This is a genomic window from Streptomyces sp. NPDC086554 (assembly GCF_040686095.1).
In the GTDB taxonomy this organism is placed as follows: domain Bacteria; phylum Actinomycetota; class Actinomycetes; order Streptomycetales; family Streptomycetaceae; genus Streptomyces.
In genome coordinates, this window is record NZ_JBFBJK010000015.1 from 136,752 (window position 1) to 163,347 (window position 26,596).

The window sequence follows — 26,596 nt, forward strand, 5'->3', positions numbered from 1 at the left end:
GCTCCACTCCTGTGGGTTACCTCACAACAAGACTCATTGACGTTCTTTGTCCCTTCTCACAGCGGGCCCGAGCGATCAGTGCCGACTACGGTCATAGTCATGTCGACTTCCGCATCCCCTACGGGCCAGTCCCCCGCAGCGCCGATCGGTGACATAGCCACCGGCGGCACCGTCACGGACCGCCTCGTCGAGGCGAACCACCAGTACGCCGAAGGTTTCACCGATCCGGGAATGGACGCCCGCCCCGTCCTGCACGTCGCGGTCGTCGCCTGTATGGACGCCCGCCTCGACCTCCACGACGCGCTCGGCCTCGAGCTGGGCGACTGCCACACCATCCGCAACGCGGGCGGTGTGGTCACCGACGACGTCATCCGCTCCCTGACCATCAGCCAGCGGGCGCTGGGCACCAGCAGTGTCGTACTGATCCACCACACCAACTGCGGCCTCGAGAGCCTCACCGAGGACTTCCGGCACGAGCTGGAGGACGAGGTCGGCCAGCGGCCCGCCTGGGCGGTGGAGGCCTTCCGCGACGTCGATCAGGACGTGCGGCAGTCGATGCAGCGCGTACGGACGTCTCCGTTCCTGCTGCACACCGAAGATGTGCGTGGATTCGTCTTCGATGTGACCACCGGTCTGCTGCGGGAGATCGACCCTGCGTAGTCGGCCCCTGCTCGCCCCGATCCAAACCGGGGCGAGCCCCAAAAGGCCGCAAGACCCGACATATCGCCGCCAGTTATCCACAGGCGAGTGACACAACCCGGTACGCCCAACAAGAATGCGGTGTGGGGCATCACGCTGAACGATTCACGCGTGGTGTCCGTGATTCGGGGTGGGCCGGGCCGCACACATGCATCGGCCCGGGAGAACGTGTCCGAGGAGGGCCGGGTGACGACCTATGACGATCGAGCGAGCCTCACAGATCTGACCACCACAGCGGAGCGTGTCCGCAGGTCGGTGGAGGGTGTGATCGAGGGCAAGCCAGAGGTCGTACGGCTTTCGCTGACCGTGCTCCTCGCCGAGGGGCACTTGCTGATCGAGGATGTACCGGGCGTGGGAAAGACCATGCTCGCCAAGGCGCTGGCGCGGTCCATCGACTGCTCGGTGCGACGCATCCAGTTCACGCCTGATCTGCTGCCGTCGGACATCACTGGTGTGTCCATTTTCGACCAGCAGCGCCGGGACTTCGAGTTCAAGCCCGGCGCGATCTTCGCGCAGATCGTGATCGGCGACGAGATCAACCGTGCGTCTCCGAAGACGCAGTCCGCGCTCCTGGAGTCCATGGAGGAGCGCCAGGTCACCATCGACGGGCAGACCTATGAACTGCCGAGCCCCTTCATGGTGGTGGCGACGCAGAACCCGGTCGAGATGGAGGGGACCTATCCGCTGCCCGAGGCGCAGCGTGACCGCTTCATGGCGCGTGTCTCGATCGGCTATCCGAACGCGGAGGCCGAGCTGCAGATGCTGGACGTGCACGGCGGCGTATCGCCGCTCGACGACCTCCAGCCGGTGGCACACGCGCACGACATCGTGAAGCTCATCGACGCGGTCCGCACGGTCCATGTAGCCGACGCCGTGCGGCGGTACGCGGTGGACCTGGTCTCCGCGACCCGCAACCACCCGGAGCTGAGACTCGGCGCCTCACCGCGCGCGACGCTGCATCTGCTGCGGGCGGCCAAGGCCTCCGCGGCGCTCAGCGGCCGTGAGTTCGCCCTGCCGGACGACGTGCAGGCGCTCGCCGTGGCGGTGCTCGCGCACCGGCTGCTGCCCACGGCACAGGCCCAGTTGAACCGGCGTACGGCCGAGTCGGTCGTCCTGGAGATCCTCCAGCGGACGCCGGTCCCGGCCGCCGCCCAGCCGAACAGCGGCTTCTTCGGTCAGCAGCCGCCCGGCGCACGGAGGCTGTGATGGCGGCCGGGGGGCCACAGTCGGCGCAGGCCGAGGAGGGCAAGGGCGGCCTGCGGACCGCGCTCGCGGGGCTGACCACGCGCGGGCGTTCGTTCCTCGCGGCCGGGGTCGCCGCAGCCGTCTGCGCGTACGTCCTGGGGCAGAGCGATCTGCTCCGGGTCGGCCTGCTGCTCGCGGTGCTCCCGCTGGTGTGCGCGACGGTGCTCTACCGCACCCGCTATCGCGTGGCGGGCAGCCGCAGGCTCTCCCCCGCGCGCGTGCCCGCCAGTTCCGAGGCCCGCGTCCATCTGCGGATGGACAACGTCTCGCGGCTTCCCACGGGGCTCCTCATGCTCCAGGACCGGGTGCCTTACGTCCTTGGGCCGCGGCCCCGGTTCGTGCTCGACCGGGTGGAGGCGGGGGGCCGCCGCGAGGTGTCCTACCGGGTCCGCTCGGACCTGCGGGGGCGCTATCCGCTCGGTCCGCTCCAGCTGCGCCTGACGGACCCCTTCGGGATGTGCGAACTGACCCGCTCCTTCTCGACGTACGACACCTTGACGGTGATCCCGCGGGTGGAGGCGCTGCCTCCGGTGCGGCTCACCGGCGAGGCCAAGGGGTACGGCGACGGGCGGCACCGTTCGCTGGCACTCGCCGGCGAGGACGACGTGATCCCGCGCGGCTACCGCCACGGCGACGACCTACGCCGCGTCCACTGGCGCTCCACGGCTCGCTACGGCGAGTTGATGGTGCGCCGCGAGGAGCAGCCGCAGCGGGCCCGCTGCACGGTGCTCCTGGACACCCGGGCGCTCGCCTTTCGGGGCGCGGGTCCGGACTCGGCCTTCGAGTGGGCGGTGTCGGGCACCGCATCCGCGCTGGTGCACATGCTCGAACGGGGCTTCTCCGTAAGGCTGCTGACCGACACCGGCAATTCCGTGCCCGGTGAGGGCGCGGACGGTTTCGCGGGCGCGAGCCAGGAGTCGGCGGACGCCGCCGGACTGATGATGGACACCCTCGCCGTGGTCGACCACTCGGACGGCGCGGGGCTCTCGCGCGCGTACGACGTCCTGCGCGGGGGCAACGAGGGGCTGCTGATCGCCTTCCTCGGCGACCTGGACGAGGAGCAGGCGACGGTGGCCGCCAAGATGCGCCAGCGCAGTGGCGCCGCGGTCGCCTTCGTCCTGGACGGCGCGGCCTGGGCGCAGGGCCCTGGCGGCGTCCCTTCGGGCCCCGGCGAGGAGCGCCTTCGGATGCTGCGCGAGGCGGGCTGGACGGCCGTGGCGGTGCCTCCGGGGGCCGGTCTGGCGGACCTGTGGCGCCAGGCGGACCACCTGCGGACGACCGCGGGCCCGGCTCCGACCGCGGGGACGACGGGAGGCTGGGCATGAGCGGCGCCCAGTGCCTGACGGAGCCACGCAGAACCACACGTACGACCATGTGTACGACAACGGGGGGACGCTCATGAGTGGGCGCGCGCGACTGGCGCTCGGTGCCACGGCGGCCACGCTGATGGCCTCGGGGGCGCTGATTCCGCTCGTCGATCCGGCGACGTGGTTCGTCCAGGCGGCGATCCTGCTCGCGCTGCAGAGCGGCGTGGGGGCGCTCACCCGGCGGGTACCGCTGGCCCGGCCGGTCACGGTCGCGGTCCAGGCCCTGGTGACACTGCTCCTGCTGACCCTGGTGTTCGCCCGCGAGCAGGCGATCGCCGGGGTACTTCCCGGGCCCGACGTGTTCCGGGAGTTCGGTGTTCTGCTGCAGGCGGGCGGCGACGACGTCGGGCAGTACGCGATCCCCGCGCCGCTCAGCGACGGCATCCGGCTGATGCTGGTCGGCGGCGTCCTGGTGATCGGCCTCGCGGTGGACGCCCTCGCGGTGACGTTCCGTACGGCGGCTCCGGCGGGGCTGCCGCTGCTCGCGCTGTACTCGGTCGCGGCGGGCCTCTCCGGAGACGGCGCGGGATGGCTGTGGTTCCTGCTCGCGGCCGCCGGCTATCTGCTGCTGCTCCTCGCGGAGGGCCGGGACCGGCTCTCCCAGTGGGGGCGCGTCTTCGGGGGCGCGGCGCGCGGTCCCGGCCGGATCTCGGGCGGCCTGGAGAGCGACAGCGGCGCGGTCGCCCCGATCCGCACCGGGCGGCGCATCGGCGCGGTCGCGCTGGGCATCGCCCTGGTGGTGCCGATCGGCCTGCCCGCACTGGACGGCGGTCTTCTCGACGGTTCCGGGGGCCCCGGAGGCTCGGGTTCCGGCGGTGGCGGCACGATCTCCGCGGTGAATCCGCTGGTCGCGCTGCAGGACAGCCTGAACGAGCCGGACGACCGCGAGGTCATCTCGTACAAGACGAACGCCGAGTCGACCGAGAACATGTATCTGCGGATCGTCTCGCTCGACCAGTTCGACGGGACGACCTGGAAGACCACCGTCCGGCGCATCCAGGACGTGCCGTCCCGGCTCGACGACCCGCCGGGGCTCTCCCCCGACGTGCCGAGGACGGAGATCCAGACCAACATCTCGGCCGCCGACAGCTATGCGCAGAACTGGCTGCCGATGCCCTACCCGGCGAGCGAGGTCGACATCAGCGGGCGCTGGCGGTACGAGCCGGTGGGGCGCGCCCTCGTCGGTGACCGCGGGCAGACGACGCGTGGCGCGCAGTACGAGGTCAAGAGCCTGGTCGTGAACCCGACGGCCGCGCAGCTCGCCGACGCGCCCCAGGCGCCCGAGGCCCTGCGGCGCGAGTTCACGAAGGTGCCCGACTCGCTGCCCCCGGTGGTGGCGTCCGAGGCCCGCAAGATCACCAAGGGCGCGTCGAACGACTACGAGAAGGCGGTCGAGCTCCAGGACTATTTCGCGTCGGAGGGCGGCTTCACCTACAACACGCAGGTGCGTGCGGGCAGCGGCCCGGCGGCGATCGCCCGCTTCCTGGAGCAGAAGGAGGGCTTCTGCGTCCACTTCTCGTTCGCCATGGCGTCGATGGCGCGGACGCTGGGCATCCCGGCGCGCGTCGCGGTGGGCTTCACGCCCGGCGCGGCCCAGGCCAACGGATCGATGTCGGTCGGCCTGCGGGACGCGCACGCCTGGCCCGAGCTGTACTTCGAAGGCGTGGGCTGGACCCGCTTCGAGCCCACGCCGAACCGCGGCACGGTGCCGGACTACACCCGTCCGGACACCCCGTCCGACGAGGCGAGCGACCCGGCGGCGCCGCAGCCGTCGACGTCGACCGAGCCGTCCAGTGAGCCATCGGCCTCCGCGAGCTGCCCGCGCGACCAGCAGAAGCAGGGCGGCTGCGCGAGCACGGCGCCGGCGATCGCGGGCGGTTCGGGCGGTGACGGGCCACCGCTCGGCATGATCCTGGCCGTGACCCTCGGGGCGCTCGTGGCCGTCGCGGTGCCACTCCTTCCGATGCTGTGGCGCAAGCGGATCCGGGCGGTGCGCCTGGGGTCGCCGGGCCGTACGCCCGAGGAGGCGTCCGCGCGGACGCTGGCCGCCTGGCTCGAGGTGACGGATACGGCCTGGGACCACGGCATCACGCCGGACGAGTCGCAGACCCCGCGCAAGGCGGCGGCCCGGATCGTCCGTGTCGGGCAGCTGGGCGCGGCGCCCGCGGAATCCGTCCATCGCCTCGCGGCGGCGGTCGAGCAGGTTCTCTACGCGCCGCGGCCCCAGCCGACGGCCGGCCTGACCGACGACGTCCATCGCGTACGGGACGGGCTGCGGGCCGCTGTGGGCCGCCCTGCCCGGCTGCGGGCGACGCTCGCGCCGCGCTCGGCCGCCCGGGTGGTGTGGGCCGCCTCGGAGCGCTGGGCGGCTGCCAGGGCCCGGTGGGCCGAGCGGGTGGCCAAGCGCTGGGCCGCGCTGCGGAGGCCGTCGCGGCCGTCCCAGCAGGAGGGCTGAGGGGGCCTGCGGGGCTTGAGAGAGGTGTAAGGGGTGACCGCCCTGGGCGGTCACCCCTTACTGGCTCCCGTTCACATGGCCCAGACGGTTCCGGAAACACGTCAGCCGTCAGCCCCACGAGTGGGGCTGACGGCTGAAGGAAAGATCAGCTGGGAGAAACCCAGAAGTTCATTGCCCCTGTTGCTCGTCGCGGCGGCGCTGCCACCGCTGCTCGATCCGGTCCATCACCGACCGGCGTTGCCTGGTCTGCCGACGGGCGGGAGCGCCGCCCGGCGCCGTGGCCGTACCGGCTGCCGGCTGTTCGCCCGGCTTGGGCGCCTTGCGCCATCCGGTGACCGCGAGCACCGCACATCCCAGCATGACGAGGAATCCCACCACGCTGACCCAGATCAGCTGGGCGACCATTCCGGCCATGAGAAGGGCGATACCCACAAGGAAGCCCGCGACCGCTTGGTAGACCCGTCGCCGGGTGTACGTACGCAGCCCGCTTCCCTCGAGCGCTGTCGCGAACTTGGGATCTTCGGCGTACAGCGCTCGCTCCATCTGCTCGAGCATGCGCTGCTCGTGCTCCGAGAGCGGCACGGAGTCCTCCTCATCGTGCAGTCGCCGGGGCGACCGGGGGTCCCCTTCAGGATAGGCAGGGAATCGCCCCCGTGAAACCCGCCCCTCTGCGCCAACTTCGCCAAACCGGACCGCCCTGCCGCTCCGGCTCGCTGAAGCGTGCATTCCCCAGCTGCCGGTCCGGCATGCCGGACGGTCTGCCTCGATCATACGGCGCCCGTAGCCCGTTCGGAGGGTGTGTGCCGTACTCCATGTGCCGCTGCGCCGCTGATCAGCGCGGCGGCCAGGGCGGACGTCAGGCCTCGTCGGCATCCCCGGTCTCACCGAGCACATGCAGCTGGGTGGCCACGGCGTGGAAGGCGGCGAGCTCCGCGGCGGCCGCCTCCAGCTTGAGGAGGGCCTCCAGGGCGCCGGGCTCGGTGTCCACCAGGACGCCGGGGACGAGGTCCGCGAAGACCCGCACGCCGTGCACCGCGCCGACCCGCACACCCGCGGCCTCGACCAGCCCTGTGAGCTGCTCGGCGGTGAACCGCCGGGGCACGGGGTCGCCGTCGCCCCAGCGTCCCGCGGGGTCGCCGAGCGCCTGCCTGGCCTCGGTGAAGTGCCCGGCGAGCGCCCTGGCGAGCACGGCTCCGCCGAGGCCCGCGGCGAGCAGGCTGAGGGTGCCGGAGGGACGCAGGGCGCCGACGGCGTTGCGTACGCCCTCGGCGGGGTCGTCCACGTACTCCAGGACGCCGTGGCACAGCACGGCGTCGTACCCGCCGCGCTCCACCACGTCGAACAGGCCGTGCACGTCGCCCTGGACGCCGCGCACGCGGTCGGCGACGCCGGCTTCGGCGGCCCGGCGCTCGAGGGCGAAGAGCGCGTTCGGGCTGGGGTCGACGACGGTGACGGTGTGGCCGAGGCGGGCGACGGGCACGGCGAAGTTGCCGCTGCCGCCCCCGGTGTCGAGCACGTCGAGCGACTCGCGGCCCGTGGCCTTGACCCGGCGGTCGAGAGCGTCCTTGAGGACCTCCCAGACCACGGCGGTACGGAGAGAAGCGCGGGGGCGCATCGGGTCCGACACGGCAGTTGACTCCTCGGCGCGTCCACCGCGTGGTCCGCGGCGGAGCTAGGGGGTTCCCTCCCCTCGGCCCTTGGGCGGCGGAGGAGGGTGCGGGCGTTCCCACCCTATTGCCTTCGGCCGACTGCCCCGTCACCCGTCCCGTGGCGCGGACCGCGCTGGTCACGGGCGCCCGAGCGCACCCCCGCCGTCAGCCCGCGTCCGGCGGCTCCTGCCGGGGCTGGGGAAGGACGGGCTGCAGCACCAGCATCCGCTCGACCAGGCGCAGGAACATCGCGGTGTCACGCATCAGGTCGTCGGCGTCGCGGGTGGTGGCCGCGCCCCGTATGCCCGCCTCGGCGCGGGCCCTGCGCGCGGCGCCCGAGGCGAACAGGGCGCTCCACTCCGTCAGTTCGGGCGCTATCTCCGGGAGCACTTCCCAGGCGCTGCGGATCCGCTGCCTGCGGCGCGGTGTCGTCTCGGGGCGACCTCGGGCGGCGAGGACGGCGGCCGCGGTGCGCAGGGCTGCGAGGTGGGCGGTGGCATAGCGCTCGTTCGAGGTCTCCAGGTGTGCCGCCTCGTCGAGTCCGGCGCGGGCCTGGGCGAGCAGTTCGAGTGCGGCGGGCGGGGCCGTGGCCCTGCGCAGGACGGGGTGGACGTCGCTCGCCGGGCCGGTCAGTGAGGGGGCAGGGCCGACGGGGCGGTGCCGACGTGCGGCTGCTGCGGAAGTGCTGGCCATGACGAACCTCCTGTCGTCGCGTGACGGCGCAGTGGCCGTATGTGCCCATCGTGAAGTACGCCACTGACAATCGGCTCTGACCTGCGGCTTTGCTTCGATCGCGGCTTCGCGCTAGTTTTTGCACTGACCAGTCAGTTCAAAAGAGGGTGCGAGGGGGGACCGTGGACGGTCCGACGGACGACGGCCGGCGGGGAGCCGCCGTCACAGCCGGGGGCTTCGGCCTGAAGGGGCCGCGGGGCTGGGCGTTCCGCGGGGTCGATCTCGACGCGGAGCCGGGGGCTCTGATCGCGGTCGAGGGGCCTTCGGGGTCGGGCCGCACATGTCTCCTCCTCGCACTCACCGGACGCATGCGCCCCACCGAGGGCGAGGCCTCCGTGGGCGGTTTCCGGCTGCCCAAGCAGCTCGCGGCGGTGCGCCGGATCAGCGCGCTCGGGCCCGTGCCCGGCGTGACGGATCTCGACCCGGCGCTCACCGTCGCCGAGCATCTGCACGAACGGGCGCTGCTGCAGCGGCGGTTCGGCGGCTCGCTGCGGGATCTGTTGAAGCCGCGCGCCGAGCGGGCGACCGAGGCACGGCTGCGGATCGACACCGCGCTGACCGCGGCGGGACTCGACATGGAGTCGCTGCCCAAGGGCCGGCGCACCTCCGTACGCGATCTGGAACGCCTGGAGGCGCTGCGGCTCTCCGTGGCCCTCGCGCTGATCGGGCGGCCGCGCCTGCTCGGCGTCGACGACATGGACCTCAAGCTCTCGGACGCCGAACGGGTGGCGGCCTGGGACCTGTTGAGGTCGATCGCCGAGCGCGGCACCACGGTGGTCGCGGTGTGCAGCGAGGCACCGGATGACGCGGTCGTCGTGAGCACCGCGCCGCCCGAGGCCGACACCGGAGACGCCGCAGACGCCGTAAGCACCGCAGACGCCGCAGACACCGAGACCGACGACAAGGAGGCGGCCGATGCGCGCGCCTAAGCTGGCCTCGCTCGAGCTCAGGCGCTTCGGCAGGGGGAAGCTGCCCCGCGCGGCGCTCGTCGCCCTCCTGCTGCTGCCCCTGCTGTACGGCGCCCTGTACCTGTGTTCCTTCTGGGACCCGTACGGCCGTCTCGACCGGATACCCGTCGCGCTCGTCAACGACGACAAGGGCGCCACCGCCGGGGGCAAGAAGCTCGCTGCGGGCGACGGCATCGTCGACGGGCTGCGGGACAGCAAGACGTTCGACTGGCACGAGGTGAGCGCCGCCGAGGCACGCGCCGGCGTCGAGGACGGGACGTACTACCTGTCGCTGACGATGCCGTCGGACTTCAGCAAGCGCATCGCGTCGAGTTCGGGCGACTCCCCGGAGACGGGTGCCCTTCAGGTGCGGACGAACGACGCCAACAACTACATCGTCGGGCAGATCTCGCGGACGGTCTTCTCCGAGGTGCGCACAGCGGCTTCCACGAAGGCATCCCGGTCGTTCCTCGACAAGATCTTCATCTCGTTCTCCGACATCCACGGGGCGACCGAGAAGGCCGCCAAGGGCGCCGACAAGCTCGACGGCGGCATCGGCGATGCGAAGAAGGGCTCGAAGGAGCTCGCGAAGGGCCTGAAGGACGCCAAGGACGGCAGCGGCGACCTGGCCGGAGGCATCAAGAAGCTCCACAAGGGCGCGGGCGACCTGAAGGACGGCTCGAAGAAGGTCTCGGACGGCACACAGAAGCTGGCCGACAAGGTCAACGGCACCGCGGACCAGGTGCGGCCCTTCCTGAAGGACAACGGCAAGACCATCGGGGACACGGCGCAGCTGGTCGCCGACTCCTCCAAGGCGATGCGCCACAACCTGGACACGTGGGTCAAGCTCGCACCCGTGGCGGCCAAGGGGGCGGCTGACGGCTCCAAGGTCATCGGCGACCTCTACACGGAGCGCTGTGAGAAGGCACCCCTTCCCGACCCCTCCTGCCCGAAGCTCAAGGAGGCCAAGAAGTCCGCGGAGAACGTGTCGACCATCGCGGACGACATGAACACCTTGATCAAGGACCAGAACGGCGACGTCAAGGCACTCGACAAGCACCTCGCCACCCTCCGGAAGAAGTCGCAGGCCCTTGCCGACCGCGCGCCGCACCTCGACGAGGACCTGGAGACGGCGGTCACCCAGATCAACGACCTCAGCAAGGGCGCGGGGAAGGTCGCCAAGGGCGCCAAGAAGCTGCACACCGGCCTCGGCACCGCCAAGACGGGCTCCGTCGACCTCGACGAGGGCGTCGACAAGCTCAAGACGGGCGCGAACGACCTGGAGGGCGGGCTGTTCAAGCTGGCCGACGGCTCCGGGAAGCTGGCGAGCGGGCTGCACGACGGCGTCGAGCAGATCCCCGACTACGACAAGAAGGACCGCGACCAGCGCACCGACGTGATGGCCGACCCCGTGCAGCTCGCCTCCCAGTCGATGCACAAGGCGCCCAACTACGGCACCGGTTTCGCCCCGTACTTCATCCCGCTCTCCCTGTGGGTCGGCGCGATGGTGGCGTACATGCTGATCCAGCCCCTCAACCGGCGCGCGCTCGCCGCGGGCGCCTCCGCCTGGCGGATCGCGTTCGCGGGCTGGCTGCCGGTCGCCGCCCTGGGGGTGCTGCAGACGGCCGCCCTGATGTCGGTCCTGCACTGGGGCCTCGGCCTCCAGATGGCGCGGGCGGCCGGGACCGTGGGCTTCCTCTGCCTGGTGACGTGCTGCTTCGCGGCGATCGTGCAGTGGCTCAACGCACGCTTCGGAGCGGCCGGGCGGATCCTCGTCCTGGCGGTCCTGATGCTGCAGCTGACCTCGGCGGGCGGCACGTACCCCGTCCAGACCAGCCCGTCCTTCTTCAGCGCGATCCACCCCTTCCTGCCGATGAGTTACGTCGTCGACGCTCTACGGAGGCTCATCACGGGCGGCGGACTCGGCCCCGTCTGGCAGGCGTGCGCGGTGCTCACGGCCTTCACCCTGGGCGCCCTCGCGCTCACCGCGCTCTCCGCGCGCCGCAAGCAGGTGTGGACACTGGACCGACTGCACCCGGAGCTGAGCCTGTGAGCACCGCAAGACCTGTGAGAATCGGGCCCATGGACAGCAGCGCAACCAGCACCCGGCGCGAGGCCACCCGGCAGAAGCTCTACGAAGCGGCCGTCACGCTCATCGCCGAGCAGGGCTTCTCGGCCACGACGGTCGACGAGATCGCCGAGCGGGCGGGGGTCGCGAAGGGCACGGTCTACTACAACTTCGCGAGCAAATCGGTCCTCTTCGAAGAGCTGCTTCGGCACGGCGTCGGCCTGCTCACCGCCTCTCTGAAGGACGCGGCGGAGAAGGCCGATGCGAGCGGCGGCAGCAAGGTCGACGCCCTGGATGCGATGATCCGGGCCGGCCTGGTCTTCATCGACCGCTATCCGGCCTTCACCCAGCTGTACGTCGCCGAGCTGTGGCGCACCAACCGGGCCTGGCAGTCCACGCTGATGGTGGTCAGGCAGCAGGCGGTCGCGGTGGTGGAGGACGTGCTGCGCGGAGGCGTCGAGAACGGCGAGCTCAGCGAGGAGATCGACATCCCCCTGACGGCCGCCGCGCTCGTCGGGATGGTCCTCGTAGCGGCCCTCGACTGGCAGGCCTTCCAGCCCGAACGCTCCCTCGACGACGTGCACTCGGCGCTCTCGCGGCTGCTGCAGGGCCGAGTGAGCGGAGGCCGCTGAGCGGAGGCGCCCGGAACGCACCCCGAACGCAGATCGGCGCCGGTCCGGTGCCACCTGATCTCCAGGCGGCACCGGACCGGCGCCTTCTCGTTCCCCCGAAACCCCCGTTCGGCCCCGGGCGGTCATCCCCGAGTCCCCCGGTCCCCCGAGTCACCCCCGTGTCTCGCTCCCACCTTCGGTGGGGTGGGAGGAGCGGCCAAGGGCGCTGCGCGGTTCCGCCGCCCCGTGTCGGCGGTACCGGCGCCGCGCCCTTCTCCGTGCCCCTCACTCTTCCGTCTTCGCAGGTCGGGCCCCATCCGCGCGCGTACTCATCTCCCTCACTAGGTACGGATACTCAGCCCTGGGTGCTCAACCCCAGGCCTGCGGGTCCGCCACTGGTTACGATCGCGTCCGTGTCCGTACTCCCCCTGGTGTTCACCAGTGGCTGGGCGAGCGGGATCAACGCGTACGCCGTGGTCCTGCTGCTCGGTGTCTTCGGCGCGACCGGGATCACCGACGAGGTGCCCGAGTCGCTGCAGCGAACCGATGTGCTGATCGTCGCCGGGGTGCTGTTCGCCTGCGAGGCCGTCGCCGACAAGATCCCGTACGTCGACTCGATATGGGACTCCGTGCACACCGTCATCCGGCCGGTGTCCGGCGCCGTGGTCGGGGCGCTGCTCGCGGGTCAGAGCGGTTCGCTGCCGGATCTGGCGGCCGGGGCGGTGGGCGGGTCTACGGCGTTGGCCAGTCACTGCGTCAAGGCCGGGACGCGGATGGCGATCAACAGCTCCCCCGAGCCGTTCAGCAACATCATCGTGAGCACCGCGGAGGATCTCGGGGTCGGCGGGATCATCAGCTTCGCGATGTTCTACCCGGAGGCGGCGGCGATCATCGCGGCGGTGCTGCTGCTCCTCGGGCTGCTGCTGTTGATCTTCCTGATCTCGCGGATCCGGCGGTTCCTGCGGCGCAGGGCCCAGCGGCGCGAGGAGAAGCGGATCGCGGCGGCGCTGGGGCGCCCGCCGGACTGAGGGCTCCGGACGAGGGCTCCGGACCGAGGGCTCCCGGCGTGACTGTCAGTGGTGGCCGATAAGGTTTTTCGCATGGCACGGATTGTGGTGATCGGCGCCGGGATGGGCGCGATGGCGGCGGCCGCCCGGCTGGCCGTCGCGGGCCACCGGGTGGTGGTGCACGAGCGGTCGGGGACGTACGGCGGCGCGCTCGGCCGCGTGGAGCGGGACGGCTTCGCGTTCGACACGGGCCCGGGCCTGCTGCATCTCCCCGCCGTTTACCGCGACTTGTTCGTGAAGACGGGCAAGGAGCCGCTGGAGAAGGTCGTCGAGCTCTCCCAGGTGGAGCCCGCGGTCCGGCACGTCTTCGCGGACGGCACCACAGCCGATCTGCCGAACGCGTCCCGCGCGGGCGTCGGCGAGGCCCTGGACGCGGCACTCGGCAGTGGTGCGGGCGCCAGCTGGTCAGCGTTCATGAACCGCGCCCGTGAGGCGTGGGACCGCACCCGCCGCCCCCTCCTGGAAGAGCCGCTCTGGCCGAACTGGCAGGTGCTGGCCGACCGCGAGCCCTATCCCTCGGTGCCCCACAAGCGCCTCCTGCGGCGCGAGCGCCGCGCGGCCACCCTCACCGAGGTCGCCGAGCTCGAACTGGGCGGGGACGCACGGCTGCGCGCGCTCCTCGAGCAGTACGCCCTCGCGTACGGCCTCGATCCGCGGACGGCCCCGGCGAGCGCGGCCGTCCTGCCCTACCTGGAGCACACCTTCGGCGCGTGGTCCGTGCGCGGCGGAATGCGCACCCTGGCCCGGGCCGTGTACGAGCGGTGCCTGGCCCGCAGGGTCGAGTTCGCGTTCGACTCCGCGGTGACCCGGATCGTCGAGAAGGACGGCCGCGCGGCGGGCGTGGAGCTCGCGGACGGGACGGCGCACGAGGCGGACTTCGTGGTCGCCGGTGTCGCGCCCGGCGTACTGGACGGCCTGTTGTCCGGTGTATCCGGCATGTCCGGGGCCTCCGGTGTGAACATACGAGCGGAGGGTGAGGTGCAGGCCAGGTCCGGACTGCCAAGCCGCCTCACGGTCCTCGTCGCGCTGCGCGGAGCGCGGCCCGATGGGACCCCGCACCGGACGGTGCTGCACACCCCCGACCGGCAGGACGAGCTCGACCGGCTCTTCGGGGACCGCCCGGGACTGCCCGCCACTCCGACCGTCACGGTGCTGCGCCCCGACGACCCGTCGCTCACGCCCGACGCCGAGCACGAGGCGGTCACCTTCACGGCCACCGTGCCCGCGCACACGGAGATCACCGAGGCGGACGTGGACCGGATGCTGACACGCGCCGATTCGGCCGTGCCGGGGCTGCGAGAGCGCCTGCTGTGGCACGAGGTCCGCACACCGGCCGATATCGCACAGGCCACGGGCGCCGAAGGCGGCGCGGTCCCGCCCCCGTCCCTCGCGGCGGGCGAAGGCCGGCTGCTGCACCCGGCCAACAGCACGCGCGTGCCGGGGCTCTTCGCGGTCGGCGGCTGGTCGCACCCGGGCGGCGGTCTTCCGCACGCCGGCATGTCGGGCACGCTGGTCGCCGGCCTGATCGTGGAGGGTCCGGAGTTCCGCGGCTCGCAGTGAGTCCCTGGATCAGTACGTGAGTCCCGGGATCAGTACCGGTACTGCTCGTTGTACCCGGCGTCGTACCCGTAACCGTTCCCATTGACGGGCTGCTCGCCCTGGTGAGGATTGGGCTGCTCGGGCGGGAGTTCGCCCCCGTACGCCCCGTACGGGTCGTCGACGCTGCGCTGCTGGGGCACCCAGACCCCGCCGGGCGGCGTCTCGCTGTAGCCACCAGCACCGTTGCCGTTGCCGTACGGATCGGCTGCAGGGTAGGGCGGGTACTGCTGCTGGTCGCCGTAGGTGTCGTAGCTCTGCTCGCCGCCGTAGGTCTGCGTCCCGATGTACGGGTCGGAGTACGCGGCGTACTGCTGCTGCCCGGTCTCCCCGTAGGCGTAGGGCTGCTGCGGGTCGTAGCCCGCCGCGGCGTACGTGTCATAGCCGTAGCCGCTGTCCTGGGCGGGCTGCTGCTGCGCGTACGCGGAGTCGCTGTACACGCCGTACTGCCCGGTGTCGTCCGGCAGAGGCTCCGGCGCGTAGACCCCCTCGCCGGGCGCGTGCGCGGGCGGCTCAGGCTGCTCGTACTCGAGGTCGGAGACCTGGAGCGTCGGGTCCTGGGCGGCGGCCCGCGGCGAGGTCTTGCGGCGCTTGCTCAGGCCGGGCTGGCCGCCGAGCGCCCAGCCGGTCGAGAAGCCGCGGCGGAACGACAGCGTCACGTACGTCTGCCCCGTCGCGAAGGCGATCGCGCCCGCCCCGATGACCCACACCGACGGCATCAGGACGCCGATGACCACCCCGAGAAAGCCCCCGAAGGCGAGCAGGCGCCAGCGCAGCCGCGCCTTGTACTGCAACAGCACCTCGCCCAGCAGCCACAGCGCGACACATCCGAACGCGATGTAGAGGACCGTCCAGCCCATGTACGCCCCTCTCCCCACGGCCGCCGCCCCGTGGGTACGGCCGTTTCAGGCCTGGTGGTGATGCAGGCCCAGATTCTCGTAGATTTCCAGCGTCGCCGTGGAGTTGTTGAGCGTGATGAAGTGCAGCCCCGGCACACCCTCGGCCAGCAACCGCGCGCAGAACTCCGTCGCGAACTCGATGCCAATGGAGCGTACAGCCGCCGGATCGTCTTTGGCTGTGAGGATGCGCTCTTTGAGCGCCGGCGGGAAGGAAGCGTTGCTGAGCTGGGGCAGCCGCTCCAGCATGCGCACGTTCGTCACCGGCATGATCTCCGGGATGATCGGCGTGGAGCAGCCCGCGGCCTCGACCCGGTCGCGGAGGCGCAGATACTCCTCCGGGTAGAAGAACATCTGTGTGATCGCGTAGTCGGCGCCAGCGCGGCACTTGTCGACGAAGTGCCGGACGTCCGTGTCCCAGTCGTCCGACCGCGGATGCATCGCGGGGAAGGCCGCGACGCCCACGCAGAAGTCACCCGACTCCTTGATCAGCCGGACCAGTTCGGCGGCGTACGTGAGGCCTTCGGGGTGCTTGACCCAGTCGGCGAGCGGGTCGCCGGGCGGGTCGCCGCGGACCGCGAGCATGTTCCTGATCCCGGCGTCCGCGTACTGCCCGATGATGTTGCGCAGCTCGGCCACCGAGTGGTCGACCGCGGTCAGGTGGGCGACCGGCGTGAGCGTGGAGTCGGCGACGATCTGCTGGGTCTCCTTGACCGTGCCCGCACGCGTCGAGCCTCCCGCTCCGTACGTCACGGAGACGAAGCTGGGGGCCACCGCCTCGACCCGGCGCAGCGCGTTCCACAGGTTCCGCTCGCCCTTCGGGGTCTTCGGCGCCGAGAACTCGAACGAGTACGTGGTCTTGCCGGTCGCAAGCATGTCGCGCACGGTGCGTGCGCGATCTGTCCTGGTGGAAGCAGTGCCTAGGGCCATACGGGCAGGTTAGCGACGGGGTGCCGCACCGGCTAATCCCCGTCCACCTTACGGACAGCTTCCCCGGAGGATGGCCGAAACAACGCCGATCAGGCCGTACGAAGCTCGCCGATCAGGCCGTACGCAGCCGCTTTGCGAAGTCCGCCGCGGCTGCCGCCGGATCGTCCGCCTCGGTGATCGCCCGGACGACGACCACGCGGCGGGCGCCCGCTTCGAGCACCTCGTCCAGATTGCCCGCGTCGATGCCGCCGATCGCGAACCACGGGCGGTCCGTGCCGAGCGACGCCGTGTACCGGACCAGGTCGAGACCGGGGGCGTGCCGTCCCGGCTTGGTGGGGGTCGGCCAGCAGGGGCCTGTGCAGAAGTAGTCCACGCCGTCCTGGACGGCCGCCGCGGCGGCCTCGGACTCGGCGTGCGTGGAGCGGCCGATGAGTACGTCGTCGCCCAGGATGCGGCGGGCGGCGGGCACGGGCAGGTCGCCCTGGCCCAGGTGCAGCACATCGGCGCCGATGGCGTGCGCGACGTCCGCGCGGTCGTTCACGGCGAGGAGTTTGCCGTGCCGGCGTGCGGCGTCGGCGAAGAACTGGAGGTGCTCGAGCTCCTCGGCGGCCTCCAGGCCCTTGTCGCGCAGCTGCACGATGTCGACGCCGGCGCCGAGGACGGCGTCGAGGAACTCCGGGAGGTCTCCCTGGCGCTTGCGGGCGTCCACACACAGGTAGAGGCGGGCGTCGGCGAGCTGCTCGCGGGCAGGCGTCATGGCCATGGAGTGTTCCCCCCGTTGTCGGTGGCGGTGGCGTACGGGCCGCGTGGAGCGGGTGCGGCCCGTACACCGCGCGGTTCGGATCAGGTCAGACGGCGAGCGCCTGGGCGCGGCGCTTCACCTCCGTGCCGCGATTCTCGCTCAGCGCCTGCGCGGGCGTGCCCGGCAGGGTCGGGTCGGGAGTGAAGAGCCACTCCAGCATCTCTTCGTCGGAGAAGCCGTCATCCCTCAGGAGCGTCAAGGTGCCGGTCAGGCCCTTGACGATCTTGTCGCCGTCGATGAAGGCGGCGGGCACCTGGAGCGCGCGGTTCTCACCACGGCGCACGGCGATCAGTTGGCCCTCCTTCACCAGCTGGCGCACGCGCGTCACCTCGACGTCGAGCATTTCGGCGATGTCGGGGAGGTGGAGCCATGCGGGGACGAGAGCATCAGTCTTTGCGTCAATCTCGGTCACAGGACAAAGCGTATCCCCGAGAACTGACAGAGGGCGGAGCAGTCGGCGCGGCTACTCCTGCACCGCCTTCTTGAGCGGCACCGAAGGGTCCGCCGCCTTGGCCGGATCGAGCCGCGCGCCGCTCTCGATCAGCTTGCGGCCCTGGGCGAGGTCCCGGGGGCGGCCCACCGCGAGGACGGCCACCAGGGCGCCCGCACGCAGCCAGCACACCGTCCAGGCCGTGCCCGACGGGTCACCGCGCCACACCAGCGCGTCGGCGGAGCCGTGGTGTCCCGCGTACTGGACGAAACGGCCGAACTGCTCGGACCAGAAGTACGGGACCGGGTCGTACGCCGAAGGGGTCTCGCCGATGATGTTGGCCGCGACCGTGCGCGGGCCCTGGAGGGCGTTGTCCCAGTGGTGGACGAGGAGGCGCTCGCCGTACCTTCCCGAAGGGAAGGAGGAGCAGTCCCCGACCGCGTACACATCCGGTTCCGAGGTCCTCAGGTGGTCGTCGGCGACGACCTCCCGGTGGGCGCCGAGGGCGATCCCGGAGTCGGCGAGCCAGTCCGTGGCGGGCCGGGCGCCGATGCCGACGACGACCGCGCCGGCGGGCAGGCGGGTGCCGTCGTCCAGGAGGACGGTGCCGGGCTCGACGCGCTCCACGCGCGCGTGGGTGCGCAGTTCGGCACCGGAGTCCGCGTACCAAGCGGCCATCGGCGCCGCGACCTCCGCGGGCAGCGCCCCCGCGAGCGGCCGCCCGGCGGCCTCGACCACGGTGACCGCACAGCCCGCCTCGCGCGCGGCGGTGGCGAACTCGGCGCCGATCCAGCCCGCCCCGACGACCACGATGTCGTGCTGCTCGGCGAGCACAGGACGCAGCCGTTCGGCGTCGTCCAGGGTGCGCAGCAGATGTACGCCGGGGACTCCGGAGGCGCCCGGCAGCAGGATCGGCTCGGCGCCGGTCGCGATGACGAGGGCGTCGTAGGGAACCGGCCCCGAAGCGGTGTCCAGCTCATGCTCCGCCGGGCGGATGCCCGTGACCTCGTGGCCCAGGCTCAGCTCGATGCCCAGCGCCTCGAAGTCGACGTCGAAGGCGGAGCCCTCCGCCTTGCCGAGCAGCACGGCCTTGGACAGCGGCGGCCTGTCGTACGGCTGATGGGGTTCGGCCCCGATGAGGGTGACCGCACCGGTGAACCCCTGCTCGCGCAGGGCCACGGCGGTCTGCACCCCGGCCATCCCCGCACCGACGATGACCACCCGGCGCTCTGCCTGCCTCTGCTGCTCGCTCACCCGATCACTGTAGGACGGCACAGGACGCCGACTTCAGGGCGCGACGAGGAGATCTCTGACACACCGTCATCGCCCATATCCGGACAGCTCCCCCTACTGCCACCGGACACGACGGGCTAGGGTGGCCGGTGCAGAGCACTCGCGGGAGCCCGGACGCACCGGGCTGAGAGGGAGGCTGGACGGCCTCCGACCGTACGAACCTGATCCGGGTCATGCCGGCGAAGGGAGGGGCTGGACACCCATGCATCCACGTACACCACCCCACGCGACGACGGACGTCCTCGTCGTCGGGGGAGGCATCATCGGCCTGGTCACGGCCTGGCGGGCGGCGCAGCGCGGCCTGTCCGTGGCGGTCGTGGACCCCGAGCCCGGCGGCGGCGCGGCGCAGGTCGCCGCGGGCATGCTGGCGGCGGTCACCGAGCTCCACTACGGCGAGCAGACGCTGCTCGGCCTGAATCTGGCCTCCGCGAAGCGTTATCCGGCGTTCGCGCAGGAGCTGACGGAGGCGAGCGGCCGCGATCTCGGCTACCGCGCGTGCGGCACGCTCGCCGTCGCGCTGGACTCCGACGACCGCGCCCATCTGCGCGAACTGCACACCCTCCAGCGCCAGTCGGGGCTCGATTCGGAGTGGCTGAGCGGGCGCGAGTGCCGCCGCCTCGAACCGATGCTCGCGCCCGGTGTGCGGGGCGGGCTCCGCGTGGACGGCGACCACCAGGTCGACCCGCGCAGGCTCGCCGCGGCGCTCCTGGTGGCGTGCGAGCGGGCGGGCGTGGTCTTCCACCGGGCGTGGGCGGAGCGCCTGACGGTCGTACGCGACCGGGCCACCGGCGTCGTCCTCGCGGACGGCACCGCCCTGGAGGCCGACCGGACCGTGCTGGCCGCGGGCAGCCTCAGCGGACGCCTCTCAGGGATCCCTGAGGGGGTTCTGCCGCCCGTTCGCCCGGTCAAGGGGCAAGTCCTGCGGCTGACGGTTCCGGAGCGCTACGCGCCGTTCCTGAGCCGCACAGTGCGCGCCGTGGTCCGGGGCAGCCATGTCTATCTGGTGCCGCGCGAGAACGGCGAGCTCGTGGTCGGCGCGACGAGCGAGGAGCTCGGCTGGGACACGACGGTCACCGCGGGCGGCGTGTACGAGCTGCTTCGGGACGCCCACGAGCTCGTACCGGGCATCACGGAACTGCCGCTGACCGAGACCCGCGCGGGTCTGCGCCCCGGCTCCCCCGACAACGCGCCGATGCTCGGCCCCACCGCCCTGCCCGGCCTCCAGCTGGCCACCGGCCACTACCGCAACGGCGTCCTTCTGACGCCCGTCACCGGAGACGTCATGGCGCACGCCCTGGTCACCGGTGAACTGCCCGACGAGGCGCGCGCGTTCACTCCCCGCCGGTTCGCCACGGCCCCCTCGGCACAGTCCCTCCTGGAGCAGCCCGCATGACCCACTCAGCCGTCTCAGTCAACGGAGAAGTCCGCGAGGTGGCCGCGGGCACCACGCTCGAATCCCTCGTCGCCACGCTCACCGCGGCCCCGTCCGGCGTGGCCGCGGCGCTCAACGAAACCGTCGTCCCGCGCGCGCGGTGGTCCACCACGACGCTCGCCGACGGCGACCGCGTCGAAGTACTCACCGCCGTCCAAGGAGGCTGAACCGACATGGCAGACGACCCCTTCGTCATCGGCGGGCTCACGCTCTCCTCACGGCTGATCATGGGTACGGGCGGTGCGCCCAGCCTGGACGTCCTTGAGCGGTCCCTCGTCGCCTCCGGAACGGAGCTGACCACGGTCGCGATGCGCCGCCTCGATCCGGGCGTGCAGGGCTCGGTGCTCTCCGTGCTCGGCAGGCTCGGCATCCGTGTCCTGCCGAACACGGCGGGCTGCTTCACCGCAGGCGAGGCCGTCCTGACCGCCCGGCTCGCCCGCGAGGCGCTCGGCACGGATCTGGTGAAGCTGGAGGTCATCGCGGACGAGCGCACCCTGCTCCCCGATCCGATCGAGCTCATCGACGCCGCCGAGACGCTCGTCGACGACGGCTTCACCGTCCTCCCGTACACGAACGACGATCCCGTCCTCGCGCGGAAGCTGGAAGACGTGGGCTGCGCGGCGATCATGCCGCTCGGGTCGCCCATCGGCTCCGGGCTCGGGATCCGCAACCCGCACAACTTCCAGCTGATCGTCGAGCACGCGCGCGTGCCGGTGATCCTGGACGCGGGGGCGGGCACGGCGTCGGACGCGGCGCTCGCGATGGAGCTGGGGTGTGCGGGTGTGATGCTCGCCTCGGCCGTGACGCGGGCGCAGGAGCCGGTGCTCATGGCGGAGGCCATGCGGCACGGGGTCGACGCGGGGCGCCTCGCCTTCCGGGCGGGCCGGATTCCGCGGCGGCACTTCGCCGAGGCGTCTTCTCCTGCGGAGGGCCTGGCCGAGCTGGACCACCGGGAGCGGCCGGCTTTCTGAGCGCCCGATTCTTCGGCGCCCTGCAGCGGGGGGCTGTGCCAGCAGGGGAGACCCCACTCGCCCTGCGGAACGCCTGCCCACAGCCGGAACGGCCATGCGTCACAGGTCGGCTGCAGTCCGGCTCTGAAGCCGACCAGGCGGGCAACCCTGTCAGTCGTGGCTCGTAGACTCCCTCCGTGGACACGACCCTTCAGGACCCGCTCGTCGGGCAGGTGCTCGACGACCGCTATCGCGTGGACGGACGGATCGCGGTCGGCGGGATGGCCACGGTCTACCGGGCCGTGGACACCCGCCTCGACCGCGTGCTCGCGCTCAAGGTGATGCACCCGACGCTCGCTGCCGACGTCTCGTTCGTCGACCGCTTCATCCGCGAGGCGAAGTCGGTCGCCCGGCTCTCGCACCCGAACGTGGTGGGGGTCTACGACCAGGGCACCGACGGTGCGTACGTCTATCTGGCGATGGAGTACATCGCCGGGTGCACCCTGCGCGACGTCCTGCGCGAGCGCGGTGCCCTGCAGCCGCGGGCCGCGCTCGACATCCTGGAGCCGGTGCTCGCCGCGCTCGGCGCCGCGCACCGCGCCGGGTTCGTACACCGCGACATGAAGCCCGAGAACGTCCTCATAGGGGATGACGGCCGGGTCAAGGTCGCCGACTTCGGCCTCGTGCGCGCGGTGGACACCGTCACGAACACGACCGGCACGGTCCTCGGGACGGTCTCCTATCTCGCGCCCGAGCAGATAGAGCACGGCACGGCCGACACCCGTGTCGACGTGTACGCGTGCGGTGTCGTGCTCTACGAAATGCTGACCGGCGCCAAGCCGCACTCCGGCGAATCGCCCGCCCAGGTGCTCTACCAGCACCTCCACGAGGACGTGCCGCCCCCGTCCGCGGCCGTCCCCGGGCTCCCCGTGGAACTCGACGAACTGGTCGCCTCCGCCACCGCCCGCACCCCGGACGTCCGCCCGCACGACGCGGTGGCGCTCCTCGGGCAGGCCAGGGAGGCGCGGGCCGCGCTCTCCGTGGAGCAGCTGGACGCGGTGCCGCCGCAGGCACGCACGACCGAGCACGAACACCGCGACATCTCAGACGACCGTACGAGCGTGATTCCGCGCGCCGCGCGGTCCGTGCAGATGTCGCTCCCCACGGACGGCGAGGACCAGCAGCAGGACCCGCTCAACCGCACCAGCATCCTGGCGACGCCTCCGGCGGCCCCGCCGGCCGCACCCGGCCCCGACCGCCGGCGGTCCAACCCCCGCCGCGGCGTCCTGGCGATCGTCGCCGCCGTGCTCCTGGCGCTCGGCCTCGGCGCGGGCGTCTGGTACATCAATTCCGGCCAGTTCACGAAGGTCCCGCCGCTCCTGGCGAAGACCGAGGCGGCGGCCGAGCAGCGGCTCGACGAGGCCGGGCTCGAGGTGAAGGACGTCAAGCGCGCGTACAGCGACACCGACAAGCGCGGCACGGTCATGGCCACCGACCCCAAGGCGGGCGAGCGCATCCGGGACAACGACGGCGTGACGCTGACCGTCTCGCTGGGCCCGGAGATCGTCAAGGTCCCCGAACTCAAGGACACCCCGCTGGCCGCGGCGAAGAAGGAACTCAAGGACGCGGGGCTCGCTCCCGGCATGACGACCAGGTCCTTCAGCGAGGAGGTCCGCAAGGGCTCCGTGATCAGAACGGCCCCGGGCACGGGCATCAAGCGCAAGGCGGGCTCCGCCATCGCGATCGTGGTCAGCAAGGGCTCTCCGATCGACGTCCCCGACGTGACGGGCGAGTCCGAGGCCGACGCGACCGCCGAGCTCAAGGACGCCGGGCTCAAGGTGAAGATCGCCACGACGCGGGTCAACTCCGAAGAGGACAAGGGCGATGTCGCCGCGCAGTCCCCCAAGGAGGGCGAGAAGCAGCTCGCCGAGGGTGACACGGTCACGCTGCAGATCTCCAAGGGCCCGCAGATGGTCGAGGTCCCGGACGTCGAGGGCATGAAGGTCGACGAGGCCACGCAGGAGCTGAAGGACGCGGGCTTCCAGGTCGAGGAGGACAAGGGTCTGCTCGGCCTCTTCGGGGACACCGTGAATGATCAGTCCGTGGAGGGTGGCGAGGAGGCCCCCAAGGGGTCGACCATCACCATCGAGATCCGCTAGGTCTGGCTGGGGGCCTTCTGCAGGGGGCTCAGCGTCCCCCCTGCGGGCGGCATCGTGGCTCGGTTATCGCCTGCGAGTGCGTCGTGGCCGGTCGCGCCGCCCCTTCGGGGGCGCAGCCGGCGCGCGGGGATCCGCCGAAGGACCGGCCCCGCACGCATGCCACCCTGGACCCCGTGAGCAGCAACAAGTCCCCCAGCGCAGCATCCCGCAACCCCGTCGGCGGCCATGTCCCCGTGGCCGGCGGGCTCGCCTCCGTAGGGCTCCCCTACGCCCGTGAGATGGGCGCCGAGACCGTCCAGGTCTTCGTCGCCAATCCGCGCGGCTGGGCCACTCCACCCGGCAACCCTAAGCAGGACGAGGAGTTCCGCGCGGCCTGCGCCGCCGAGGGGATTCCCGCGTACGTGCACGCGCCCTACCTCATCAACTTCGGCTCGCACACCGAGGCGACCGTCGATAAGTCCGTGGAGTCCCTGCGCCACTCGCTGCGCCGCGGCCGCGAGATCGGAGCACTCGGCGTCGTCGTGCACACCGGCTCCGCGACGGGCGGCCGGGACCGTTCCGTCGCCCTGAAGCAGGTGCGCGACCGGATGCTGCCGCTGCTCGACGAGCTGACCCACGACGACGATCCGTATCTCCTCCTGGAGTCGACCGCCGGGCAGGGCTTCTCGCTCTGCTCCCGCACCTGGGACTTCGGCCCGTACTTCGAGGCGCTCGACGCCCACCCGAAGCTGGGGATCTGTCTGGACACCTGCCACATCTTCGCGGCGGGCCACGACCTGACCGGGCCCAGCGGCATGCACCAGACCCTCGATCTCCTGGTCGACACGGTCGGCGAGGGCCGTCTGAAGCTGGTGCACGCCAATGACTCCAAGGACGTGGTCGGCGCCCACAAGGACCGCCACGAGAACATCGGCACCGGCCACATCGGCGAGGACCCGTTCCGCGCGCTGATGGCGCACCCCGCGACCGATGGCGTACCGCTGATCATCGAGACACCGGGCGGCAAGGAGGGGCACGCGGCGGACGTGGCGCGGCTGAAGAACCTGAGGAGCAAGTAGAGCTTGTAGGGCTTGCAGAGCTTAGAGACCTTGAGGAATACCCCCTAGGGGTATACCGTTTCTGTCTGACGGCAGGAACGGCTATCCGACATTGGGGGCTCCTCATGCAGCACGACGCTCACGCAGAGCACGCGCACCACACCCACGAGGGGCACGAGGGCCACGAGGGCCACCACGCGCACGGCATCGGCAAGGTCAGCTGGCGCATGGCGGCCCAGGCGACGCTGCACTGCCTCACCGGGTGCGCCATCGGCGAGGTCCTCGGCATGGTGATCGGCACCGCGCTCGGCTGGGGCAACGTAGAGACGATGATCCTCGCGATCATCCTGGCGTTCTTCTTCGGCTACGCCCTGACCCTGCGCGGCGTCCTCAAGGCCGGCGTCGATTTCAAGACGGCGTTCCGGGTCGCGCTCGCCGCGGACACCCTGTCCATCGCGGTGATGGAGCTGATCGACAACGGCGTGATCGCGTTCTGGCCGGGAGCGATGGACGCCCACCTCTCGGACCCGATGTTCTGGTCGATCCTCGCCATCGCGCTCGCCGCCGCGTTCGTGATCACCACTCCGGTCAACAAGTGGATGATCGGCCGCGGCAAGGGCCACGCCGTGGTGCACCAGTACCACCACTGACCAGCGAAATCAGCAGCGTACGCAGGACTAGAGCTCGGGGCCGTCCCCGGGCTCTTCCTGGTACGAGTACCGCTGCTCGGCCCAGGGGTCGCCGACGTTGTGATAGCCGCGCTCCTCCCAGAAGCCGCGGCGGTCGGCCGTCATGTACTCGATGCCGCGGACCCACTTGGGGCCCTTCCAGGCGTACAGATGGGGCACCACGAGCCGCAGCGGGAAACCGTGCTCCGCGGTGAGCAGTTCGCCGCCCTTGTGCGTGGCGAAAATCGTGCGGTCGGACGCGAAGTCGGCCATCCGCAGATTCGAGCTGAAGCCGTACTCGGCCCAGACCATCACATGCGTGGCATTGGGCGCGGGCGGCGCGATGTCGAGCAGCGCACGCGCGGGCACCCCGCCCCATTCGGCGCCGAGCATGCTGAATTTCGTGACGCAGTGCAGATCGGCGACGACGGTGGCATACGGAAGAGCCGAGAACTCCTCATGCGTCCAGCAGTGCTTCTCGCCGTCGGCGGTGGCCCCGAAGACCCTGAACTCCCAGCGCTCCGGGCGGAACTTCGGCACCGGGCCGTAGTGCGTGACCGGCCAGCCACGCTGCAGGCGCTGTCCCGGTGGAAGCTCCGGCTCCGCCGCTCTCCGAGATGCGTGATCCGCCGGCTGACCCATGCCTCCATCCTGACAGACCCGGGGCAGTGGACGTGACCAGGCAGCCCTCGCCCAAACGCTGATTCGGGCAACTCCTACTAAGCGTGCACTTACTGGACGACCTCCGAACACCGGTGCAAGGATGCGCGCTACCTGGCCAGCCAACACACTTGGAAGGAGCCTCTGCGATGCAGGGCGACCCCGAGGTCATCGAGTTTCTCAATGAGCAGCTGACCGCCGAACTGACGGCGATCAACCAGTACTTCCTTCACGCGAAAATGCAGGAGAACTTCGGCTGGCCGAAGCTCGCCAAGTACACCCGGGCCGAGTCGTTCGACGAGATGAAGCACGCCGAGACGCTGACCGACCGGATCCTGTTCCTCGACGGTCTGCCCAATTACCAGCGGCTCTTCCACGTCCGCGTGGGCCAGACGCTCACCGAGATGTTCCAGGCCGACCGGCAGATCGAGGTGGAGGCGATCGACCGCCTCAAGCGCGGCGTCGAGGTGATGCGCGGCAAGGGGGACATCACGTCCGCCAACATCTTCGAGTCGATCCTCGAGGACGAGGAGCACCACATCGACTATCTCGACACCCAGCTCGAGCTGATCGAGAAGCTGGGCGAGCCGCTGTACATCGCGCAGCTCGTCGAGCAGCCGGAGGGCTAGAGCCGGAGGGCTAGAGCAGGAGAGCTAGGCGGCTTCCGGGAGCTCAGCGTCGGAAGCGAGGGCCACCGCGGGGTTGCCGTCCTTCACCAGCTCGCGGGTGGGGCACGCGCCCCGGCCGAGCAGGGCCTGGATACGTCGTACGCACGAACCGCAGTCCGTGCCCGCCTTGCAGGCCGACGCGATCTGGCGGGGGGTGCACGCGCCGTCGTCCGCATGCTTCTTCACCTGCTCCTCGGTGATGCCGAAGCAGTTGCAGACGAACATGCGGTTCACC

26 protein-coding genes and 1 riboswitch are annotated in these 26,596 nt (G+C 71.4%); of the genes, 16 read left to right on the forward strand and 10 right to left on the reverse strand.

The genetic code is table 11. From position 1 onward, the window contains the following. Positions 1-36 precede the first annotated feature (36 nt). The 4 genes from AB0O76_RS25030 (at position 37) to AB0O76_RS25045 (ending at position 5,766) form a co-directional block, all read left to right on the forward strand. Entirely contained in the window at positions 37-660 is a 624-nt protein-coding gene (locus AB0O76_RS25030; RefSeq protein WP_365495357.1) for a carbonic anhydrase, read from the forward strand. Positions 661-885: 225 nt separating this feature from the next. After that, on the forward strand, positions 886-1,905 hold the full coding sequence (locus AB0O76_RS25035; protein WP_365495360.1) for a MoxR family ATPase: 1,020 nt from the start codon (positions 886-888) through the stop codon (positions 1,903-1,905). Then, complete coding sequence (locus AB0O76_RS25040) at positions 1,905-3,269, forward strand: DUF58 domain-containing protein (RefSeq protein WP_365495363.1); 1,365 nt, start codon at positions 1,905-1,907, stop codon at positions 3,267-3,269. Before AB0O76_RS25035 ends, AB0O76_RS25040 begins: the two co-directional genes overlap by 1 nt. A 73-nt stretch (positions 3,270-3,342) precedes the next feature. Beyond that, complete coding sequence (locus AB0O76_RS25045) at positions 3,343-5,766, forward strand: DUF3488 and transglutaminase-like domain-containing protein (protein WP_365495614.1); 2,424 nt, start codon at positions 3,343-3,345, stop codon at positions 5,764-5,766. 168 nt (positions 5,767-5,934) lie between these two features. Here the strand turns inward: AB0O76_RS25045 and AB0O76_RS25050 are convergent, their stop codons facing one another. The 3 genes from AB0O76_RS25050 to AB0O76_RS25060 form a co-directional block, all read right to left on the reverse strand. Beyond that, positions 5,935-6,348, reverse strand: coding sequence for a DUF3040 domain-containing protein (locus tag AB0O76_RS25050; protein WP_365495365.1), 414 nt, complete (start codon positions 6,346-6,348; stop codon positions 5,935-5,937). A gap of 274 nt (positions 6,349-6,622) precedes the next feature. Beyond that, on the reverse strand, positions 6,623-7,393 hold the full coding sequence (locus AB0O76_RS25055) for a methyltransferase (protein WP_365495368.1): 771 nt from the start codon (positions 7,391-7,393) through the stop codon (positions 6,623-6,625). 187 nt (positions 7,394-7,580) lie between these two features. Next, the gene (locus AB0O76_RS25060) at positions 7,581-8,108 is read right to left on the reverse strand and encodes an SAV_6107 family HEPN domain-containing protein (RefSeq protein ID WP_365495371.1); all 528 of its coding nucleotides are present in this window, start codon (positions 8,106-8,108) and stop codon (positions 7,581-7,583) included. Between the two features lie 161 nt (positions 8,109-8,269). Here AB0O76_RS25060 and AB0O76_RS25065 point away from each other — a divergent pair, with 161 nt between their 5' ends. The 5 genes from AB0O76_RS25065 (at position 8,270) to AB0O76_RS25085 (ending at position 14,400) form a co-directional block, all read left to right on the forward strand. Continuing rightward, positions 8,270-9,076, forward strand: coding sequence for an ATP-binding cassette domain-containing protein (locus AB0O76_RS25065; protein ID WP_365495374.1), 807 nt, complete (start codon positions 8,270-8,272; stop codon positions 9,074-9,076). Next, the gene (locus AB0O76_RS25070; protein ID WP_365495376.1) at positions 9,063-11,147 is read left to right on the forward strand and encodes a YhgE/Pip domain-containing protein; all 2,085 of its coding nucleotides are present in this window, start codon (positions 9,063-9,065) and stop codon (positions 11,145-11,147) included. Before AB0O76_RS25065 ends, AB0O76_RS25070 begins: the two co-directional genes overlap by 14 nt. 29 nt (positions 11,148-11,176) lie before the next feature. Next, positions 11,177-11,794, forward strand: coding sequence for a TetR/AcrR family transcriptional regulator (locus AB0O76_RS25075; protein WP_365495379.1), 618 nt, complete (start codon positions 11,177-11,179; stop codon positions 11,792-11,794). Positions 11,795-12,186: 392 nt separating this feature from the next. Then, positions 12,187-12,801: a DUF4126 domain-containing protein gene (locus AB0O76_RS25080; protein WP_365495381.1), complete on the forward strand. Its 615-nt coding sequence runs from the start codon at positions 12,187-12,189 to the stop codon at positions 12,799-12,801. Between the two features lie 72 nt (positions 12,802-12,873). Further along, on the forward strand, positions 12,874-14,400 hold the full coding sequence (locus AB0O76_RS25085) for an NAD(P)/FAD-dependent oxidoreductase (RefSeq protein ID WP_365495383.1): 1,527 nt from the start codon (positions 12,874-12,876) through the stop codon (positions 14,398-14,400). Positions 14,401-14,429: 29 nt separating this feature from the next. On the opposite strand, the gene AB0O76_RS25090 is transcribed toward AB0O76_RS25085, so the two are convergent. The 5 genes from AB0O76_RS25090 to AB0O76_RS25110 all read right to left on the reverse strand — a co-directional run bounded on the left by AB0O76_RS25090 (position 14,430) and on the right by AB0O76_RS25110 (position 18,715). Beyond that, positions 14,430-15,296 (reverse strand): hypothetical protein, encoded by an 867-nt coding sequence (locus AB0O76_RS25090; protein ID WP_365495386.1) that lies wholly within the window; start codon positions 15,294-15,296, stop codon positions 14,430-14,432. A gap of 45 nt (positions 15,297-15,341) precedes the next feature. Next, complete coding sequence (gene metF, locus AB0O76_RS25095) at positions 15,342-16,262, reverse strand: methylenetetrahydrofolate reductase [NAD(P)H] (RefSeq protein WP_365495389.1); 921 nt, start codon at positions 16,260-16,262, stop codon at positions 15,342-15,344. Positions 16,263-16,374: 112 nt separating this feature from the next. Then, positions 16,375-17,025, reverse strand: a complete 651-nt coding sequence (gene thiE, locus AB0O76_RS25100) for a thiamine phosphate synthase (RefSeq protein ID WP_365495392.1) — start codon at positions 17,023-17,025, stop codon at positions 16,375-16,377. A gap of 85 nt (positions 17,026-17,110) precedes the next feature. After that, positions 17,111-17,476 (reverse strand): Rv2175c family DNA-binding protein, encoded by a 366-nt coding sequence (locus AB0O76_RS25105; RefSeq protein ID WP_365495396.1) that lies wholly within the window; start codon positions 17,474-17,476, stop codon positions 17,111-17,113. A 51-nt stretch (positions 17,477-17,527) separates the two neighbouring features. After that, complete coding sequence (locus AB0O76_RS25110; RefSeq protein ID WP_365495617.1) at positions 17,528-18,715, reverse strand: FAD-dependent oxidoreductase; 1,188 nt, start codon at positions 18,713-18,715, stop codon at positions 17,528-17,530. 164 nt (positions 18,716-18,879) lie between these two features. After that, positions 18,880-18,992, forward strand: a riboswitch (TPP riboswitch). On the opposite strand from AB0O76_RS25110, the gene thiO reads away from it, so the two are divergent. The 6 genes from thiO (at position 18,990) to AB0O76_RS25140 (ending at position 25,015) form a co-directional block, all read left to right on the forward strand. After that, on the forward strand, positions 18,990-20,180 hold the full coding sequence (gene thiO, locus AB0O76_RS25115; RefSeq protein WP_365495399.1) for a glycine oxidase ThiO: 1,191 nt from the start codon (positions 18,990-18,992) through the stop codon (positions 20,178-20,180). Its footprint overlaps the riboswitch before it by 3 nt. Further along, positions 20,177-20,386 carry a sulfur carrier protein ThiS gene (gene thiS, locus AB0O76_RS25120; protein WP_365495402.1) on the forward strand — a complete coding sequence of 70 codons (210 nt, stop codon included), beginning with the start codon at positions 20,177-20,179 and terminating at the stop codon, positions 20,384-20,386. Before thiO ends, thiS begins: the two co-directional genes overlap by 4 nt. 6 nt (positions 20,387-20,392) lie before the next feature. Continuing rightward, a complete protein-coding gene (locus tag AB0O76_RS25125; RefSeq protein ID WP_365495405.1) occupies positions 20,393-21,190 on the forward strand; it encodes a thiazole synthase in 798 nt (265 codons plus the stop codon). 176 nt (positions 21,191-21,366) lie between these two features. Next, positions 21,367-23,328 (forward strand): Stk1 family PASTA domain-containing Ser/Thr kinase, encoded by a 1,962-nt coding sequence (pknB, locus tag AB0O76_RS25130; RefSeq protein ID WP_365495408.1) that lies wholly within the window; start codon positions 21,367-21,369, stop codon positions 23,326-23,328. Between the two features lie 173 nt (positions 23,329-23,501). Next, entirely contained in the window at positions 23,502-24,386 is an 885-nt protein-coding gene (locus tag AB0O76_RS25135) for a deoxyribonuclease IV (protein WP_365495412.1), read from the forward strand. Positions 24,387-24,490: 104 nt separating this feature from the next. After that, entirely contained in the window at positions 24,491-25,015 is a 525-nt protein-coding gene (locus AB0O76_RS25140) for a DUF4396 domain-containing protein (RefSeq protein ID WP_365495415.1), read from the forward strand. Positions 25,016-25,042: 27 nt separating this feature from the next. Here AB0O76_RS25140 and AB0O76_RS25145 read toward each other — a convergent pair whose 3' ends face one another. Continuing rightward, positions 25,043-25,675, reverse strand: coding sequence for a sulfite oxidase-like oxidoreductase (locus tag AB0O76_RS25145; protein WP_266867914.1), 633 nt, complete (start codon positions 25,673-25,675; stop codon positions 25,043-25,045). A 167-nt stretch (positions 25,676-25,842) separates the two neighbouring features. On the opposite strand from AB0O76_RS25145, the gene bfr reads away from it, so the two are divergent. Then, entirely contained in the window at positions 25,843-26,322 is a 480-nt protein-coding gene (gene bfr / locus AB0O76_RS25150) for a bacterioferritin (RefSeq protein ID WP_360763209.1), read from the forward strand. 24 nt (positions 26,323-26,346) lie between these two features. On the opposite strand, the gene AB0O76_RS25155 is transcribed toward bfr, so the two are convergent. Continuing rightward, the gene (locus AB0O76_RS25155; RefSeq protein WP_365495620.1) at positions 26,347-26,595 is read right to left on the reverse strand and encodes a (2Fe-2S)-binding protein; all 249 of its coding nucleotides are present in this window, start codon (positions 26,593-26,595) and stop codon (positions 26,347-26,349) included. Position 26,596: the final 1 nt, after the last annotated feature.

Bases quoted from the DNA above. Each gene is read 5' to 3' on its own strand.
- AB0O76_RS25040 (WP_365495363.1), top strand. From the start codon at position 1,905: ATGGCGGCCGGGGGGCCACAGTCGGCGCAGGCCGAGGAGGGCAAGGGC.
- AB0O76_RS25045 (WP_365495614.1), top strand. From the start codon at position 3,343: ATGAGTGGGCGCGCGCGACTGGCGCTCGGTGCCACGGCGGCCACGCTG.
- AB0O76_RS25060 (WP_365495371.1), bottom strand. From the start codon at position 8,108: ATGGCCAGCACTTCCGCAGCAGCCGCACGTCGGCACCGCCCCGTCGGC.
- AB0O76_RS25070 (WP_365495376.1), top strand. From the start codon at position 9,063: ATGCGCGCGCCTAAGCTGGCCTCGCTCGAGCTCAGGCGCTTCGGCAGG.
- AB0O76_RS25075 (WP_365495379.1), top strand. From the start codon at position 11,177: ATGGACAGCAGCGCAACCAGCACCCGGCGCGAGGCCACCCGGCAGAAG.
- AB0O76_RS25085 (WP_365495383.1), top strand. From the start codon at position 12,874: ATGGCACGGATTGTGGTGATCGGCGCCGGGATGGGCGCGATGGCGGCG.
- AB0O76_RS25090 (WP_365495386.1), bottom strand. From the start codon at position 15,296: ATGGGCTGGACGGTCCTCTACATCGCGTTCGGATGTGTCGCGCTGTGG.
- metF (WP_365495389.1), bottom strand. From the start codon at position 16,262: ATGGCCCTAGGCACTGCTTCCACCAGGACAGATCGCGCACGCACCGTG.
- thiE (WP_365495392.1), bottom strand. From the start codon at position 17,025: ATGGCCATGACGCCTGCCCGCGAGCAGCTCGCCGACGCCCGCCTCTAC.
- thiO (WP_365495399.1), top strand. From the start codon at position 18,990: ATGCATCCACGTACACCACCCCACGCGACGACGGACGTCCTCGTCGTC.
- thiS (WP_365495402.1), top strand. From the start codon at position 20,177: ATGACCCACTCAGCCGTCTCAGTCAACGGAGAAGTCCGCGAGGTGGCC.
- AB0O76_RS25125 (WP_365495405.1), top strand. From the start codon at position 20,393: ATGGCAGACGACCCCTTCGTCATCGGCGGGCTCACGCTCTCCTCACGG.
- AB0O76_RS25140 (WP_365495415.1), top strand. From the start codon at position 24,491: ATGCAGCACGACGCTCACGCAGAGCACGCGCACCACACCCACGAGGGG.
- AB0O76_RS25145 (WP_266867914.1), bottom strand. From the start codon at position 25,675: ATGGGTCAGCCGGCGGATCACGCATCTCGGAGAGCGGCGGAGCCGGAG.
- bfr (WP_360763209.1), top strand. From the start codon at position 25,843: ATGCAGGGCGACCCCGAGGTCATCGAGTTTCTCAATGAGCAGCTGACC.